This window comes from Bradyrhizobium sp. (genome assembly GCF_049586575.1).
Lineage (GTDB): Bacteria > Pseudomonadota > Alphaproteobacteria > Rhizobiales > Xanthobacteraceae > Bradyrhizobium.
Genome location: NZ_JBAVCF010000093.1, coordinates 1 through 16,541, shown reverse-complemented (window position 1 = coordinate 16,541; position 16,541 = coordinate 1). Strand labels below are relative to the sequence as shown.

The following is a 16,541-nucleotide window of genomic DNA, read 5'->3' as shown; positions in this document are numbered from 1 at the left end:
TCAGAGTTGAAGCCACACTAGAATCATATAGTTGCTCGTGTCCCTTAGGTTCTGACATTCGCAAATGTGGGCGCCGCGATAGGATACGAATGTCAGAACCGGGACACTAAAAAGTCATGGACGACTGGATCGACTATTACGATTCCACGCATACGATTTATGCGAGCAAGTTGCACCGCGACCTGCATTTTCAGCTGATCGCGCGCGACATCATCGGCTATATCGGCCAGCCCGACGCGGTGGTGCTGGATTACGCCTGCGGCGAGGCGTTGTCGGCCGCCAAGGTAGCCGAGGCCTGCGGCCAGCTTTACCTGGCCGAGCCCGCCCCCGGAGTACGCGGCCGGCTGATCGCGCGTTTTGCCCCCAACACCAAGATCCGGGTCCGTTCGCTCGAAGACGTGCGGAAAATGGCCGAGCACTCGCTTGATCTGGTGGTGATGAATTCGGTCGCCCAATACATGACGCCGCAAGAACTGGATTCCGCCTTTGCGACCATCGGGCGGCTCTTGAAGCCAAGCGGGCGGCTGGTGCTCGGCGATGTGCTGCGTCCGGAAGTCGGCATGCCCCGTGACGTGATCGCGCTGTTACGCTTTGCGGCTCAGCACGGCTTTCTGCGCGACGCGCTGATCGGGCTGGTCTCGACCGCGTTGTCTGACTACCGGCAATTGCGCAGCCGCGTCGGCTTGCAGCGCTACAGCGAGGCCGACATGATCGCCAAACTCGCGGCAAGCGGACTCACCGCCTCGCGCGTCGCCGTCAACATCGGCCACAATCCGTGGCGAATGACCTTTGTCGCGCGGCCGGCGCTAGCGCCCGCTTTCCGAAGTTCGTGATATCCCCCCCCGCAGCGGAGCGGATTTGACGTTCGTTACAGCCGTTGGCCGCACAGAGGAAAGACCCCTAACCGCAAGGTAGGGTTAACTGCGGCAAAGAGTGGCTGAGAGGCTGCTGTTGGGGGAAGATGGACGCGGCCCGGTGGCGGAAAAGCGTCGACGCGAGAGCATTGCACTGCTCTTTATCCTGGTTCAAGTCCAGGCCGGGCCTCCAGCCTTCGCTCGCTTCGCGAGCTACGGCTCGGCAGGCCAGCCTCGCACCATCGTAGCGAAACGAGCGAAGGCTGCCGCGCCATAGCCCGAAGGGCGACGGCGGGCTCAAGCCGCAAATTTCGATCTCGCTTCGCGAGCTACGGCCAAGCCAGTCCAAATCAAAGGCAAATTGCCGGTTGACGGCCCGTTTTTGGGGGTTTCGCGGCTGCGTAATCTGGTCTAAAGACCGCCTGCGCGCGAGGGCCTGCCTCACGCAGTGTTTAGAGGGACGCGCGGAATGCGCGCCCTTTTTTTGTGCCTATTTTCGTAGCCCGCGAGACTTGATGCCCAAAAGAACTGACATCTCCACCATCCTGATCATCGGCGCCGGGCCTATCGTGATCGGCCAGGCCTGCGAGTTCGACTATTCGGGCACCCAGGCGGTGAAGACGCTGAAGGAAGAGGGATACCGCATCGTCCTGGTGAATTCCAATCCGGCCACGATCATGACCGACCCGGAGCTTGCCGACGCCACCTATATCGAACCGATCACGCCCGAGATCGTCGCCAAGATCATCGAGAAGGAACGCCACGTCGTTTCCGGCGGCTTCGCGCTGTTGCCGACCATGGGCGGGCAGACCGCGCTGAACTGCGCGCTGTCGCTGCGCAGGCTGGGCACGTTGGCCAAATTCGACGTCGAGATGATCGGCGCCACGGCGGACGCGATCGACAAGGCCGAAGACCGCCAGCTCTTCCGCAACGCCATGGAAAAGATCGGGCTGCAGACGCCGAAGTCGCGGCTGGCCAACGCCTCCGCGCTGAAAAAATCCGACCGCGACAGATACCTCGCCGATCACGGAAATCTCTCAGGCGCTGAGCTCGAGGAATTCGAGCGGCAATGGACGCTCGGCGAGAACGAGCGGCGCAAGCGCTACCAGCAGCAGGCGCTGGCCGAAGCGTTGATGGCGCTGTCGGAGATCGGCCTGCCGGCCATCATCCGCCCCTCCTTCACCATGGGCGGCACCGGCGGCGGCATCGCCTACAACAAGGAAGAATTCATCGACATCATCGAGCGGGGCCTGGATGCCTCGCCGACCAACGAGGTGTTGATTGAGGAATCCGTCTTGGGCTGGAAAGAGTTCGAGATGGAGGTGGTGCGCGACAAGAATGACAACTGCATCATCGTCTGCTCGATCGAAAACCTCGACCCGATGGGCGTTCACACCGGCGATTCGATCACGGTCGCGCCGGCGCTGACGCTCACCGACAAGGAATACCAGATCATGCGCGACGCCTCGATCGCGGTGTTGCGCGAGATCGGGGTAGAGACCGGCGGCTCCAACGTGCAGTTCGGCGTCAATCCAGCCGACGGGCGCATGGTCGTGATCGAGATGAACCCGCGGGTGTCGCGCTCCTCCGCGCTTGCCTCGAAGGCGACAGGCTTTCCGATCGCCAAGGTCGCGGCCAAGCTCGCGGTCGGCTACACGCTCGATGAAATCGCCAACGACATCACCGGCGGCGCCACGCCGGCTTCGTTCGAGCCGACCATCGACTACGTCGTCACCAAGATTCCGCGCTTTGCGTTCGAGAAATTTCCCGGCGCCTCCACCACGCTGACCACCTCGATGAAGTCGGTCGGCGAAGTGATGGCGATCGGCCGCACCTTTCAGGAGAGCCTGCAAAAGGCCTTGCGGGGGTTAGAGACCGGCCTCACCGGGCTGGACGAGATCGAAATCGAAGGCCTTGGCCGCGACGACGACAAGAACGCGATCCGGGCAGCGCTCGGTACGCCGACGCCGAACCGGCTGTTGCAGGTGGCGCAGGCGATGCGGCTTGGCTGGAGCGACGAAGACATCTTCAACTCCTGCAAGATCGATCCGTGGTTTTTGGCCGAGATGCGCGCCATCGTCGAGATGGAAGCCAAGGTCAAGCGGGATGGCCTGCCGCCAAACGCCTTTGGCCTGCGCACGCTGAAAGCCATGGGATTTTCCGACGCGCGGCTCGCCGTGCTGACAGAGACGACGGAAGCCGAAGTGAAAGCGCGCCGTCATGCGCTTGGCGTTCGCCCGGTGTTCAAGCGCATCGATACCTGCGCCGCCGAGTTCGCCTCTCCAACGGCCTACATGTACTCGACCTATGAAACGCCTTTCGCCGGCGAAGTGGCCGACGAGAGCGCGCCGTCGGCAAAAGACAAGGTCATCATTCTCGGCGGCGGACCCAACCGGATCGGCCAGGGCATCGAGTTCGACTATTGCTGCTGCCATGCCTGCTTCGCGCTGCATGACGCCGGCTATGAATCGATCATGATCAACTGCAATCCGGAAACGGTGTCGACGGACTACGACACCGCCGACCGGCTGTATTTCGAGCCGCTGACGGCCGAGGACGTTCTCGAAATCATCGAGACCGAAAAGCAGAACGGCCGCCTGCACGGCGTCATCGTGCAGTTCGGAGGCCAGACCCCGCTGAAGCTCGCGCACGCGCTGGAAGCAGCCGATGTGCCGATCCTCGGTACCTCGCCCGACGCCATCGATCTCGCCGAAGACCGCGACCGCTTCAAGCGCGTGCTCGACAAGTTGCGGCTGAAGCAGCCGAAGAACGGCATTGCCTACTCGGTCGAACAGGCGCGCCTGGTCGCCGCCGATCTCGGCCTGCCGCTGGTGGTGCGGCCATCTTACGTGCTCGGCGGCCGCGCGATGCAGATCATCCGCGAGGATAATCAACTCAGCGATTATCTGCTTGGCACGCTGCCCGAGCTCGTGCCCGGCGACGTCAAGGCGCGCTATCCGAACGACAAGACCGGCCAGATCAACACCGTGCTCGGCACTAACCCGCTGTTGTTCGACCGCTATCTGTCCGACGCGATCGAAGTCGATGTCGATTGTCTTTCCGACGGCAAGGACACCTTCATCGTCGGCATCATGGAGCATATCGAGGAAGCCGGCATTCACTCCGGCGACAGTGCCTGCTCGCTGCCGCCGCATTCGCTCGAGCCCGCCGTGATCTCAGAACTCGAACGGCAAACCCGCGAACTCGCGCTCGGGCTCGATGTGGTCGGTCTGATGAACGTGCAATACGCCATCAAGGACGGCGATATCTATGTGCTCGAAGTCAATCCGCGCGCCTCGCGCACGGTGCCCTTCGTCGCCAAGGTGATCGGCATGCCGGTGGCGAAGATCGCCGCACGGCTGATGGCGGGCGAGAAGCTTGCCGATTTCAAGCTGACGAAGCCCAGGCTCGGCCATGTCGGCGTCAAGGAATCGGTCTTTCCGTTTGCCCGCTTCCCCGGCGTCGACACCGTGCTCGGTCCGGAGATGCGCTCGACCGGCGAGGTGATGGGCATCGACCGCTCTTTCGAGATTGCGTTTGCCAAGAGCCAGCTCGGCGGCGGTACGCGCGTCCCGCGCAAGGGCACGGTGTTCGTCTCCGTGCGCGAGAGCGACAAGACGCGCATCGTCGACGCGGTGCGGCTGTTATACTCGCTTGGCTTCAGGGTGATGGCGACGTCGGGAACGCAGCGCTTCCTCACCGACCACGGCGTGCCGACGGAGAAAGTCAACAAGGTGCTGGAAGGCCGGCCGCATATCGTGGACGCCATTACCAATGGCGACATCCAGCTGGTTTTTAACACCACCGAGGGGCCGCAGGCATTAGCCGATAGTCGTTCGTTGCGCCGCGCTGCCCTCTTGCATAAAGTGCCGTATTACACCACTCTTTCAGGTGCCGTGGCTGCTGCCCAGGGCGTCCGCGCCTATCTGGGCGGAGACCTTGAGGTCCGCACCTTGCAGAGTTATTTTTCCGAGAACTGATCATTTGCGGGCCACAAACGGCCCGCAAAGTGCTGGGAACTCTCCGCCCGTACCGATGTTTGAATCGGCCCTCTCGGGGCCGAAATTTAACGAGCTTTTCGGACTGTTTCAGCCCGGAAGCCTGATCTGGAAGACGTTTCGCGCGTGCCGTGCATGATCCCGGGGCCCCGCGCGATTGAAGGACGAAGAAGATGATGGAAAAGGTTCCGATGACGGCCGGCGGCTATGCCGCGCTTGAGGATGAATTGAAGAAGCGCCAGTCGGTGGAGCGCCCGCGCATTATCGAACATATCGCGGAGGCGCGCTCGCATGGCGATCTTTCCGAGAACGCGGAATATCACGCCGCGAAAGAAGAGCAGTCGCACAACGAAGGCCGCATCGCCGAGCTCGAAGACAAACTCGCGCGCGCCGACATCATCGACATCTCGAAGCTTTCCGGCGACACCATCAAATTCGGTGCCACTGTTACGCTGATCGACGAGGACACCGAAAAGAAGGCGGTGTGGCAGATCGTCGGCGAGCCCGAGGCAGATGCCAAGAAGGGCAAGATATCGATTACCTCGCCGCTTGCGCGCGCGCTGATCGGCAAGAAGAAAGGCGCCTCGGTGGAGGTCATGGCCCCCGGCGGCGCCAAGGCCTACGAAATCACCAAGGTCGAGTGGCGCTGATTTTCGGCAAGCCCCATCGTTGAACTATTTCAAGCAAGAAGCCGTGCCTTGACGCGGCTTTTCTTGTGTTTGGCGGCGGATATTTCTTGCACAGAATATTTCTAGCGAGGAATATTTGTTGAAAGAGGGGGATAGCCGGAGGGACGCGCGAGAGCTTGCGTGTCCTGCCAGGTTGCAAATCCCAAGTATTGTCAAAACGGGGTTATGACATGGACCAAACACTTTCGAAGTTTCAGCCGTTGGCGCTGAGTTTGTTTCGCTTCATTACCGGCTTGCTGCTGTTTCAATACGGCGTCGCAAAGATATTCAAGTTCCCGGTAATCCCCCAATTCGCCGATCCACCTCCGCTGATCATGACCGCCGGCGGAATCGAGCTTGTGCTCGGAGCACTCCTGATGATCGGCCTGTTCACGCGCATCTCCGCGTTCATCCTGTCGGGTGAAATGGCCGTTGCCTATTTCATCGGACATTTTCCACGCGGCTTCTTTCCGTTGATCAACAACGGCACGGCGGCGATCCTGTTCTGCTTTGCTTGTCTGTATCTGGCAACGGAGGGAGGCGGTCCGTACAGCATCGATGCGATGAGGGGAAAGAAGAGCTGACTGCGCAGCAACTCCCGGTCTTACTTCCCCTTGAAAAGGGGAGGTAAACGCGAACCTACCCCTTCGTCTTCACTTCCAGCGGAACGGCAGCTTCATATTTCGAATTGTGCAGCACCAGCGACGTTCTAACGTTGCGCACATGCGGCGCCGCGGTCAGGTGCGTGACGAAATCCTGGAACGTCGCCATGTCGGGCGCTACGCATTTGAGAACGAAATCGACTTCGCCTGACAGCATCCAGCATTCTCTCACCAGTGGCTCGGCGCGAACGAAATCCTCGAACTCACGCAGGTCGGCGTCGGCCTGGCTCGACAGATGTACGGAGGCAAACACGGTGACGTCGAAGCCGAGCTTTCGCGGATCGAGCAAGCCGCGATAGCCCTGGATAAAACCCGCCTCCTCCAACGCGCGAACCCGCCGCAAACAGGGCGGCGGGGAAATGCCCACGCGTTTGGCCAACTCGACATTGGTGATTCGGCCATCAGCCTGGATCTCGCCCAGGATTTTGAGGTCAATTTCGTCAAGATTTTTCGACACGCGGTCCGGATTCCAGGGGTTGGGGGTGATTTGGGGGCTGGCGGCCCGGGCTTTCAAGTTTCGACGGAAACAGTCTTAGCCCAGCTTACACCTATTGCGCAATTTTATTGCGCGTGCGCTGCGTCAATTTTCTCTGTCACGGGAAGTTTTGCTCATTTGGATTGCAATTCTTGCATAGCTCATCAGATGCCGTAGATTTGGAGCCGGTACTTTCGCCGCATGGCGGCGCTTCCCCGGGCGAATTCCGCTTAAAGGCTCATCAAATTCCCTTCGAAATGGATCCGTCTATGTCTGCACCTATTCACACCAAGGTCGTCATCGTCGGTTCCGGCCCGGCCGGTTACACCGCGGCGATCTATGCGGCCCGCGCCATGCTTGAACCGGTGCTGATCCAGGGCATCCAGCCCGGCGGGCAACTGACCATCACGACCGACGTGGAAAATTACCCAGGTTTCGCCGACGTGATTCAGGGCCCGTGGCTGATGGAGCAGATGGAGAAGCAGGCCGCCCATGTCGGTACCAAGATCGTGACCGACCTCGTCACCAAGCTTGAACTCGCCCAACGGCCGTTCCGCCTGACCTGCGATAGCGGCGACGTCTATCTTGCCGAAACCGTGATCCTTGCGACCGGCGCCCAGGCGCGCTGGCTCGGAATGCCGTCAGAAGAGAAATTCAAGGGCTTTGGCGTCTCGGCCTGCGCGACCTGCGACGGATTCTTCTATCGCGGCAAGGAAGTCATCGTAGTCGGCGGCGGCAATACCGCGGTCGAGGAAGCGCTGTTCCTCACCAACTTCGCTTCGCAAGTGACCATCGTGCACCGTCGCGACCACTTCCGGGCCGAGCGCATCCTGCAGGACCGGCTGTTCAAGCATCCCAAGATCAAGGTGGTGTGGGACTCGGCGATCGACGAAGTCCGCGGCCAGGAGAACCCGGCCAAGGTCACCCATGTCCGGCTGAAGAACGTCAAGACCGGCGCGCTGACGGAAGTACCGGCCGACGGCGTCTTCATCGCGATCGGGCACGCGCCTGCGACCGATCTCGTCGCCGGTCAGATCAAGTTGAAACCGTCGGGCTATGTCGAGGTCGCACCAAATTCGACCGCCACTTCCGTACCCGGCCTGTTCGCCGCCGGCGACGTCGCCGACGAAACCTACCGCCAGGCAGTCACGGCCGCAGGCCTCGGCTGCATGGCGGCCCTCGAAGCCGAACGTTTTTTAGCGCTCCGCGCGAATGACCGCGCGGCGGCGGAATGAATTTTCATCGAACCCGTGACGGATTTATCGATATGGATTGGGACAAGCTGAAGGTGTTTCACGCGGCGGCCGAGGCGGGGAGTTTCACGCATGCCGGCGAGCAACTCGGCCTTTCGCAATCGGCCGTTTCACGCCAGGTCTCGGCGCTCGAACAGGAATTGTCGGTCTCGCTGTTCCATCGTCATGCGCGCGGCCTGATCCTGACCGAACAGGGTGATCTGCTGTTTCGCACTGCGCATGACGTGTTCATGCAGTTGCAGGCCGCCCGCGCCAAACTGACCGACAGCCGCGAGCGGCCGAGCGGCGACCTCAAGATCACGACTACGCCCGGTGTAGGCATCAACTGGCTGATTCCCCGGCTCGGCGAGTTCACTGCGCTTTATCCGGAAATCCGCATTTCTCTGATCGTCACAGACGAGGAACTCGATCTCTCGATGCGCGAAGCCGACGTCGCGATCCGCACCCGCAAGCCGACCCAACCTGACCTGATCCAGCGCAAGCTGTTTGCGATGGGCTTTCACGCCTATTGCTCGCCGGATTACATCAAACGCTTCGGCACGCCGCGCACGCTGGAGGAACTCGACGCCCACCGAATCATCATGCTGTCCGACGGGCAGGTCGCGCCGCATCTGCAAAACCGGAGCTGGCTGATCGAAGCCGGACGCAATGGTACCGGGCCGCGCGAGCCCTACTTCAAGGTCAACAATATTCTTGGCCTGGTGCGCGCCTGTCAGCAGGGATTGGGGATCGCGGCGCTGCCGGACTATCTGATCGAAGAGAACGGCCGCCTCGTGCAGCTGTTCGGCGAATCCGATTCGATCCAGCTCGACACGTATTTCGTTTATCCGGAGGAATTGAAAACGGTCGCGCGCGTCCAGGTGTTTCGCGACTTCGTCGTCAGCAAGGCGCAGCGCTGGCCGTCGTAATTATCGGTCGATAACCGGTCACCGCATGTCTGACATGCGGCTCCCCCCGTTGCTGCAAGGCACTCGCGGGGCCCATAGTCACCAAACACTGAGCTTTCGCGTTGCGCACATGTCCCCCTCCTCCAGTGGCGCGGTGTTCGGTTATCCCTCTTGGAAGGTGATTGTGTCGGCCCAACGAGGCCAATACTCAAAGCCGGGCTCTCACGAGCCCGGCTTTTTTTCTGTCATCGATCCGGCCAGGCTTCTGACGAGGCCTTTTCGCGCTCGGATTTTCAATCGGGAATTATTTTTCATGATGAGGTTTTTCATAATGAGAAAGACTGTCTTCCGTTGACAGTGGAACCAGCGGACCGCATCATCACGCTGATGTTCACGAATCTGTGCGCAACCGCCGTGATGAAAAAAGCCTCCCTTCCGGGGGCTTCGGATCGACGCGCGCATTAGACTTCCTGGCTTACGCCGATCTTTGAAGCCCCCGCCGCGAGGTGGGGTTTTTTGTGTCCCGTCTCCGGCCAATCAGGAGATGGACCATGACTACCCCTGCTTTTTATCATCCCGAATCCTCGGGACTTCGATCGCATCTCGCCGGCCTCTGGCTGCCGCTCATTACGCCGTTTTGCGACGGCGTCGTGGATGAGGTCTCGCTACGGCGGCTGGTGCGGCACTACGCAGGCCTTCCGATCGACGGGTTGATCCTGGCTGCGACATCGGGCGAAGGCCTGACGCTCGGCCTGGCCGAACTCGAATGGATTGTCGCCGTGACGCGGGAGACGCTCGGCGAAGTCCGGCGCTATCTGCCGATCTGCCTCGGGCTTGCCGGCAGCCATACCATGAAGATGTGCCACACCCTCGACGAGACGGCCGGCTGGCCCATCGACGGCTACCTGATCTCAAGTCCCTATTATTCGCGGCCGTCGCAGCGCGGCCTGATCCGGCATTTCACGCTTCTCGCCGACCATGCGTCCTGGCCGATCATGCTCTACAACATCCCCTATCGCGCGGGCGTCAACCTCGAGAACGAGACGGTGCTTGAACTTGCCCGGCATCCCAACATCGCGGGCATGAAGGACTGCAGCGCTAATCGCGCACAGTCGATCGACCTGTTGCGGCGCAGGCCACCGGGCTTTCGCGTCTTGACCGGAGAAGACACCGAATATTTCGACGCGCTGACCGACGGCGCCGACGGCGCGATCCTGTTGTCGGCGCATTTCGAGACCGCCGCCTTCGCGGCTGTAGGCAAGCTGCTGAAGGACGGGCAGATCGACGGCGCCCGCGCGCGATGGGAATGCCTGTCCGCTCTCACGCGCCTGTTGTTCGCCGAGCCGAGCCCGGCGCCGGCCAAGTACTGGCTGGCGCGCACGGGCCTGATCGACAGCGCCGAAGTGCGCCTGCCGATGGTCGAGGTGAGCCACGATCTCGCCGCCAGGCTCGATGCCGAGATCGCGCGACGGGCCGGTCATCTTTCCGGCCGTCAGAAGTCCGATTCCATGGCGTAAACTTGCGAACGATCGGCGAAACGTCGCAAGCTTAATCCAGTTTCGCCCGCGCGAGCCGCAACGCGTTGCCGATCACGCTGACCGACGACAGCGCCATCGCGGCCGCCCCTACCATAGGCGACAGCAGGATGCCGAACACCGGATAGAGCACGCCTGCCGCGATCGGCACGCCGGCGGCGTTATAGATAAAAGCGAATGCCAGATTCTGGCGGATGTTGCCCATCGTGGCCGCCGACAATCGCCGCGCCTGCACCAGTCCTGCCAGATCGCCGGTTAACAGCGTCACGCCGGCGCTTTCGATCGCGATATCCGTTCCGCCGCCCATGGCGATGCCGACATCGGCTGCGGCCAGCGCCGGTGCATCGTTGACGCCGTCGCCGACCATGGCGACGCGGCGGCCTTCTTTCCGAAGACGCTGCACGACCTCGCTCTTGCGTTCCGGTAAAACACCGGCCTCGACCTCGGCAATATCAAGCTGCGACGCCACGGCTTTCGCCGTCGTCGCGTTATCGCCGGTCAGCATCACGACGCGCAGGCCTTCCGACCGCAATGCCGCGATGGCGGCCTTCGCCGACGCCTTGACCGGGTCGGCGACCGCAATGATGCCCGCCGGCCTGCCGTCGAGCGCAACATACATCACGGTCGCGCCGGACGCGCGCGCAGCCTCGGCCGCGGGTTCGAACTCGGACCCAGCTATGTTCAGATCACCCATCAATGCGGCGTTGCCGAGCGCAACCGCTCTGCCCTCGACGTTGCCTGTGGCTCCCTTGCCTGGATGGGCAGCGAAGCTCGACACCTCGCCAAGCGTCAAGCTACTCGCCTTCGAAGCTTCGACGATCGCGCGCCCCAGCGGATGTTCGCTGGCTTTCTCCACGCTGGCGACGAACCGCAACAGCGTGTTCTCGTCAACGTCGGACGCGGTCGTGATCGATACCAGCTTCGGCTTGCCTACCGTGAGCGTGCCGGTTTTGTCGATGACGATGGTGTCGATGCGCTCCAAGGCTTCAAGCGCCTCCGCGTCGCGGATCAGAATCCCGGCGCGCGCCCCGCGGCCCACTCCCACCATGATCGACATGGGCGTGGCGAGGCCGAGCGCGCAGGGGCAGGCGATGATCAGCACGGTCACGGCCGCGATCAGTGCGAAGGTAAGACGCGGTTCGGGACCGAAGCTCATCCAGGCGGCAAAGGCGATCAGCGCCGCGCCGATCACGGCGGGCACAAACCATCCGGCGACGCGATCGGCCAGCCGCTGGATCGGCGCACGCGACCGCTGCGCCCGCGCCACCATGTCCACGATCCGGGCCAGCATGGTGTCGCGGCCGACCTGTTCGGCCCGCAGCACCAGCGCGCCATTCTGGTTGACGGTGCCACCGATGACGCGCGCGCCCTCAGTCTTGGCGACCGGCATCGGCTCGCCCGTCACCATGGATTCATCGACAAACGAGTGGCCTTCCGTGACACGGCCATCGACCGGGATTTTTTCGCCGGGACGTACGCGAAGGGAATCGCCGACCGCGATCGCGTCAATCGCGACATCTTCGTCGCCGTGGCCGGTGATGCGCCGAGCGATCTTCGGCGCCAAATCGAGCAGCGCGCGGATCGCCCCTGACGTGCGCTCGCGGGCCCGCAATTCCAGGATCTGCCCCAGCAGCACGAGAAGAGTGATAACGGCGGCGGCCTCGAAATAGACCGCGACCGCGCCATGCATGTCACGGAAGCCGGCCGGGAAGACCTGCGGAAACAATGCGCCGATCACGCTGTAGATATAGGCAACGCCGGTGCCCATCGCGATCAGCGTGAACATGTTGAGATGGCCTGAGACAACCGAACGCCAGCCGCGCGCGAAAAACGGCGCGCCGGCCCACAGCACCACGGGTGTGGACAGCACCAATGAAATCCAGTTGGACCACTGGGGCGAAACAAGGTTCATCAGGCCGACATGCCGGCCCATCTCGATCGCAACCACCGGAAGCGTGAGTGGCAGTGCGATCCAGAAGCGCCTTCTCATGTGGATGAGTTCAGGATCGGGCCCCTGATCGAGCGAGCCCTGCTCGGGCTCTAGCGCCATGCCGCAGATCGGACAGGTTCCCGGGCCGATTTGCCTGATCTCCGGATGCATCGGACAGGTGTAGATTGCGCCGGCGTCCGCTGCAGGCTTTTGCGGCTTTGGCTCGGAAGATTCCGTCTTCAGAAAGTTTTCCGGATCGGCCTGGAAGCGCTCACGGCAGCGCGAACTGCAAAAGAGATATTCCTGGCCACGATACTCAAAGCGATGCCTGGCAGTTTCGCGCCTGACCTTCATGCCGCAGACCGGGTCGATCGTATCAGCCAATTCCTGATCGGCGCTCTCATGCTTGCCGCCGCAGCAGGAGCCGCTGGCGGGCTTCGCATGATCGTGGCCACCGTGATGTTGGTGGTGGTCGTGGTGATGGCACGTTTGGCGGACCGCTGCGGCCTGCCCTTCATCTCTCTGCGCCATCTTTTCCGCTCCGCGTCTCTTGATTATGATACCCTAGGGGGGTATATGACGCCTATGCGTAAGGAGATCAAGGCTTCCTGCCTGAAAAGGCTGAAACGAATCGAGGGCCAGATCCGGGGGCTGGCCGGGATGGTCGAGGGCGACCGCTATTGCATCGACGTGGTGACCCAGATCGCGGCGGCGAAGGCGGCGCTGCGCCGCGTCGAGGAGGAAATCCTGCGCGACCACGTCGCCCATTGCGTCGAGCACGCCATCGTCTCCGGCGACAAGGCCGATCAGCGGCGCAAGATCACCGAACTGATGGACGTGGTCGGCCGCGCCGATCGGTAAGTTGAATGGTCGCGGTGTGGTTAACGGCCGCTGAAGGCGCCCGTTAGATTGCTCGCCGGATGCGCGCCAGTATTATTAGGAGTTGGCGGCTATTGGTTGCCCGCATCCAACGGGGACGCGGGGGCAATCATGACCACTGAAATCATCCAGAACCAGCGCTTTGCCAATTCCAAATGGGCTGAGAGGAAGCAGGACCTGCTGCTCGTTTCCTCGTTCGGGCTGTGGGCCGTGCTGCTCGGCCTGTCGCCGGCGCTGGCCGTGGGCTTTCTGATCGGAAGCTGAAGTGAAGCGGCGCACCTTCGCCGGTGCTGTTCTCGCACACCAGAGCTCAGATTCCGAAAGCTCGCATGATATCGCGGCAACCTCTTTATTGATTCTAGTGCGGCCGTGATGACGAACCCGTCGCAACCCTGATAGGGACTTCAAATTCGCCGCACTGGTTAACGGGCGATGAGGGCGCCGTTTGAAATGCGATCGAGTTCGCTGGGCACCTCTTAAAACTGATCAAGTATCGTTGCCGCCCATAAAACAGGAAACGCGGGGGCGCGTGATGAATACTCTGGACACTCAAGACAATTCGAACCCCGAACGGGGTCGCTTTTGCATGCAGGACATCATCTGGGCGGTCGGCATCTGGTCGGTCATCCTGACCCTGTCGCCGGTCGTGATGTTCTACGTGCTGATGGTGAACTGATCTCAGCCTGGGCTGCGTCACGTGCACGCAACATCATCCCGCGTGAGCTCCTGGCCCACGCGGGATGATGTCGTTTGGCAGCCGCCGCAACCAACCAGCCCCTAAACGACGCGACAGAACCGGCGCGATGCCGCTTCTGCTTCGCCGCTCGATCGCCTAGGCCGCCTGCTTGTGCATCACGCCGCTCGCCGACGCCGTGCCGCGGATCGCCTTCACCGAACGTTCGATCGCGGCCCAGAGCCTGCCGATCTCGGCAGCCGCACGGCCTTCGGCAAAATATTCGCGGGCGCCTTCACCCTTGCCGAGCGCCATCAGCAGATCCGCACGGTTGGTGATCTGCCCGCCCCATACCGGCGCGCGGAACTTGGCCAACGCCTCCCTTGCGATAGTGACAATGCGGCTTTCGACCTCGTCGCGCCGGGCAGGCGCACCGTTGAGGACGACCGCATAGGGTTTGCGCGCGGAACGGCACATCTGAATCGTTTCCTGAACGGCGTTGACGTCAAAGACGCCCGGCCGCGCCGGAATCACGACCATGGTAGCGTTCTTGATCGCGTCGTCGACCACAGCCGAAAGATTCGGCGGCGTGTCGATGAACACCCATTCGAAGCCGTCACGCTTGGCGGCAGCGATGATGCCGCTGACGGAATTGACGGCAGTCTTGATTGGCGGTTCGTTGGTTCCGCGTAGCTTGTGCCACAGGATCAATGATCCCTGCGGGTCGGCATCGACAAGCAGACACGGCTTGGTCGTCTTGTGGACATGCGCGGCGAGATGAGCGGCAAGGGTGCTTTTCCCCGAGCCACCTTTACGCGACGCAAAAACAATAACGTTCATACCCTTCGCCTCCAGATTGACCCCAGATAGCGAAAAATGAATCAGCGCGCTGATTCGTGGAAGAAGAATTTAGTGTCAAATGTGGCGAAGTCGCTGAATAATCAGCGAGGTTGCTTTTGAGACATACCCCTCGCCCGCCGAACCGATAGTGACGCCAACAATATCGGGCGGGCGAGGCGGTTGCCGGTACCCAGCTATTCGTCTGAGGCCGTATGTTGGCGTATCCGGTGATGTCTTGGTCTTGCAGACGACTCTTGTTGCCTGAAATAGACCCGGCAGCCCGGACTGAGTTCGGTCTGCCGCCTGACCATGCAGGCCGTGACCTGCGAGACATCAGGGATTTCGTAACTGCACAGGCGAAACGCGTCACCCATGCAGGCCTGCTGCTGCTCCATGGTGTAGGACCATCCTGTTGCGGGCCACGCCCCCACCACGATCGTCAGCGCCACACCGGCAAGCCACTCCACCCGAATCGCGAAACGATTCATGTTCCCCCCAAATCACTACCCCACGCAAATTGTGAGTGAGCTGTTCGAAGTTGGCAAGCGATGGGCACGCGACAATGCAAGCTAGCAGTGGAAAGCTCGACGATAGATTCTTGTCGTGTTCAGGTTCCTTCGATGAAACCCGCAACGACGCGCAAAAATGGCGAGCTACAGAGATTTCTCACGCAACGATCAGGCCGTACTTCTCCATGACCGCTTTGACCTTCACCATGTCCGGCGGGCCGCCTGCGTTCACGACCGTGGCGATCTCTTCGAAATATCGCTTCCCCGCGACCGCCGGTGTCAGTGTTATGAGCGCGCGGGCTTCTCCGGGATCAAGGTTGTCGAAACGGTGCACGGCGCCGCGCGGCACGAACAAGGCGTCACCTGATTTCAGTCGATGTGGCAGCCCGTCGAGCGTGACGGTCAGCGTGCCGCCGAGGCCATACCAAACCTCTTCGAAATCGCGATGATAATGCGCCACCGGCACCTTGGCCTGCTCCGGCACCGTCATGTCGAACATTGTCAGCTTGCCGCCATTGTCGGCGTCGTCGATCAGGAACTTAAGCCGCAGCGAGCCAATCCGCACCTCGTCAGACATCGACAATCTCCTTCGTCAGCGTGAGGCCGCAAGATAGTCCGCCGGCGATAGTGCCGGAAAGGAGCCAAAATCTGCGGTGACCGGCCAGGTCATTGAGGAGTGGTACAGTTGGGTGGGCTCGAACCACCGACCTCCTGTTCCACAGACAGGCCGAAGCCACCGAAACCCGTGCGCTACGGCCCCCGCCAATGCGAAAAGCGATGTGATTTCAGTAACTAACCTCCGCCGCCGCCCGCCTTACTTACTCTCCAATTTCCGTTACGGTGGTTGCTAGATGGTAGCTAGCGGGGCGTGCAATGGCTGTGCTGGGTGTAACGATTCGGACCGTACAATCGCTTGCGCCAGGCGAAACGATTTGGGATGCCGGGCACAAGGAGGCGGTCCGGGGTTTTGGAGTTCGACGCCAGCGCGGGACGCCAGTTTACGTCGTGAAGTATCGCGCATTGGGCCGCCAGCGCTTCTTTACAATCGGCCCGCACGGATCTCCTTGGACCCCTGAGAAAGCCCGGAAAGAGGCGAAACGCCTTCTCGGCCTGGTGGCCCGGGGGTAAAGATCCTGCCGACGAACGTACGCTAGCGGCGCTTCAGGCTACCGAAACACTCCGCAAAATTGCCGATCAATATCTGAAGCAGGCCAAACAGAAGCTTCGACCCCGAACATACTATGAGATCGAGCGGTATCTGCTGTCCACCTGGAAAGGCCTTCACTCCACGCCGGTGGTCCACATCCGGCGCCGCCATATCGCCGCTCGCACGGCGGAGATTGCGACGGGTCATGGAATTGTAGCAGCAGCCCGGGCG

Annotated in this window: 17 protein-coding genes and 1 tRNA gene; 12 read left to right on the top strand and 6 right to left on the bottom strand. The window is 61.5% G+C overall.

Annotation, left to right across the window (positions count from 1 at the left end; all coding sequences use genetic code 11):
- Positions 1–116: 116 nt before the first annotated feature.
- The 5 genes from WB528_RS03260 to WB528_RS03240 all read left to right on the top strand — a co-directional run bounded on the left by WB528_RS03260 (position 117) and on the right by WB528_RS03240 (position 6,104).
- Positions 117–833 (top strand): class I SAM-dependent methyltransferase, encoded by a 717-nt coding sequence (locus WB528_RS03260; protein WP_423886992.1) that lies wholly within the window; start codon positions 117–119, stop codon positions 831–833.
- A 136-nt stretch (positions 834–969) separates the two neighbouring features.
- A tRNA-Ala gene (locus WB528_RS03255) sits at positions 970–1,047 on the top strand.
- Positions 1,048–1,369: 322 nt separating this feature from the next.
- Positions 1,370–4,834: a carbamoyl-phosphate synthase large subunit gene (carB, locus tag WB528_RS03250; RefSeq protein WP_423886991.1), complete on the top strand. Its 3,465-nt coding sequence runs from the start codon at positions 1,370–1,372 to the stop codon at positions 4,832–4,834.
- 191 nt (positions 4,835–5,025) lie between these two features.
- Complete coding sequence (gene greA, locus WB528_RS03245; RefSeq protein WP_423886990.1) at positions 5,026–5,502, top strand: transcription elongation factor GreA; 477 nt, start codon at positions 5,026–5,028, stop codon at positions 5,500–5,502.
- Positions 5,503–5,711: 209 nt separating this feature from the next.
- Positions 5,712–6,104 carry a DoxX family protein gene (locus tag WB528_RS03240; RefSeq protein WP_423886989.1) on the top strand — a complete coding sequence of 131 codons (393 nt, stop codon included), beginning with the start codon at positions 5,712–5,714 and terminating at the stop codon, positions 6,102–6,104.
- A gap of 55 nt (positions 6,105–6,159) precedes the next feature.
- Here the strand turns inward: WB528_RS03240 and WB528_RS03235 are convergent, their stop codons facing one another.
- Positions 6,160–6,639 (bottom strand): Lrp/AsnC family transcriptional regulator, encoded by a 480-nt coding sequence (locus WB528_RS03235; RefSeq protein WP_423886988.1) that lies wholly within the window; start codon positions 6,637–6,639, stop codon positions 6,160–6,162.
- 287 nt (positions 6,640–6,926) lie between these two features.
- Here WB528_RS03235 and trxB point away from each other — a divergent pair, with 287 nt between their 5' ends.
- The 3 genes from trxB to WB528_RS03220 all read left to right on the top strand — a co-directional run bounded on the left by trxB (position 6,927) and on the right by WB528_RS03220 (position 10,314).
- On the top strand, positions 6,927–7,892 hold the full coding sequence (trxB, locus tag WB528_RS03230) for a thioredoxin-disulfide reductase (protein ID WP_423886987.1): 966 nt from the start codon (positions 6,927–6,929) through the stop codon (positions 7,890–7,892).
- 32 nt (positions 7,893–7,924) lie between these two features.
- A complete protein-coding gene (locus WB528_RS03225) occupies positions 7,925–8,818 on the top strand; it encodes a LysR family transcriptional regulator (protein WP_423886994.1) in 894 nt (297 codons plus the stop codon).
- A 530-nt stretch (positions 8,819–9,348) separates the two neighbouring features.
- Complete coding sequence (locus tag WB528_RS03220) at positions 9,349–10,314, top strand: 4-hydroxy-tetrahydrodipicolinate synthase family protein (protein ID WP_423886986.1); 966 nt, start codon at positions 9,349–9,351, stop codon at positions 10,312–10,314.
- Between the two features lie 31 nt (positions 10,315–10,345).
- Here the strand turns inward: WB528_RS03220 and WB528_RS03215 are convergent, their stop codons facing one another.
- The gene (locus WB528_RS03215) at positions 10,346–12,793 is read right to left on the bottom strand and encodes a heavy metal translocating P-type ATPase (RefSeq protein WP_423886985.1); all 2,448 of its coding nucleotides are present in this window, start codon (positions 12,791–12,793) and stop codon (positions 10,346–10,348) included.
- A gap of 54 nt (positions 12,794–12,847) precedes the next feature.
- On the opposite strand from WB528_RS03215, the gene WB528_RS03210 reads away from it, so the two are divergent.
- The 3 genes from WB528_RS03210 (at position 12,848) to WB528_RS03200 (ending at position 13,817) form a co-directional block, all read left to right on the top strand.
- Entirely contained in the window at positions 12,848–13,123 is a 276-nt protein-coding gene (locus WB528_RS03210) for a metal-sensitive transcriptional regulator (RefSeq protein ID WP_423886993.1), read from the top strand.
- 129 nt (positions 13,124–13,252) lie between these two features.
- Positions 13,253–13,405 (top strand): hypothetical protein, encoded by a 153-nt coding sequence (locus tag WB528_RS03205; protein WP_423886984.1) that lies wholly within the window; start codon positions 13,253–13,255, stop codon positions 13,403–13,405.
- A 268-nt stretch (positions 13,406–13,673) separates the two neighbouring features.
- A complete protein-coding gene (locus tag WB528_RS03200) occupies positions 13,674–13,817 on the top strand; it encodes a hypothetical protein (RefSeq protein WP_423879555.1) in 144 nt (47 codons plus the stop codon).
- Positions 13,818–13,973: 156 nt separating this feature from the next.
- Here WB528_RS03200 and WB528_RS03195 read toward each other — a convergent pair whose 3' ends face one another.
- From WB528_RS03195 to WB528_RS03185, 3 genes are all read right to left on the bottom strand, one after another.
- Positions 13,974–14,654, bottom strand: a complete 681-nt coding sequence (locus WB528_RS03195) for an AAA family ATPase (RefSeq protein WP_423886983.1) — start codon at positions 14,652–14,654, stop codon at positions 13,974–13,976.
- A 194-nt stretch (positions 14,655–14,848) separates the two neighbouring features.
- A complete protein-coding gene (locus WB528_RS03190; RefSeq protein ID WP_423886982.1) occupies positions 14,849–15,142 on the bottom strand; it encodes a hypothetical protein in 294 nt (97 codons plus the stop codon).
- Positions 15,143–15,320: 178 nt separating this feature from the next.
- Positions 15,321–15,740: a cupin domain-containing protein gene (locus tag WB528_RS03185; protein ID WP_423886981.1), complete on the bottom strand. Its 420-nt coding sequence runs from the start codon at positions 15,738–15,740 to the stop codon at positions 15,321–15,323.
- A 296-nt stretch (positions 15,741–16,036) separates the two neighbouring features.
- Here WB528_RS03185 and WB528_RS03180 point away from each other — a divergent pair, with 296 nt between their 5' ends.
- A complete protein-coding gene (locus WB528_RS03180) occupies positions 16,037–16,291 on the top strand; it encodes an Arm DNA-binding domain-containing protein (RefSeq protein ID WP_423886980.1) in 255 nt (84 codons plus the stop codon).
- Positions 16,292–16,313: 22 nt separating this feature from the next.
- Here the strand turns inward: WB528_RS03180 and WB528_RS03175 are convergent.
- Positions 16,314–16,541, bottom strand: a 228-nt coding sequence (locus WB528_RS03175) for a hypothetical protein (RefSeq protein WP_423886979.1), incomplete at its 5' end; no start/stop codon positions are given.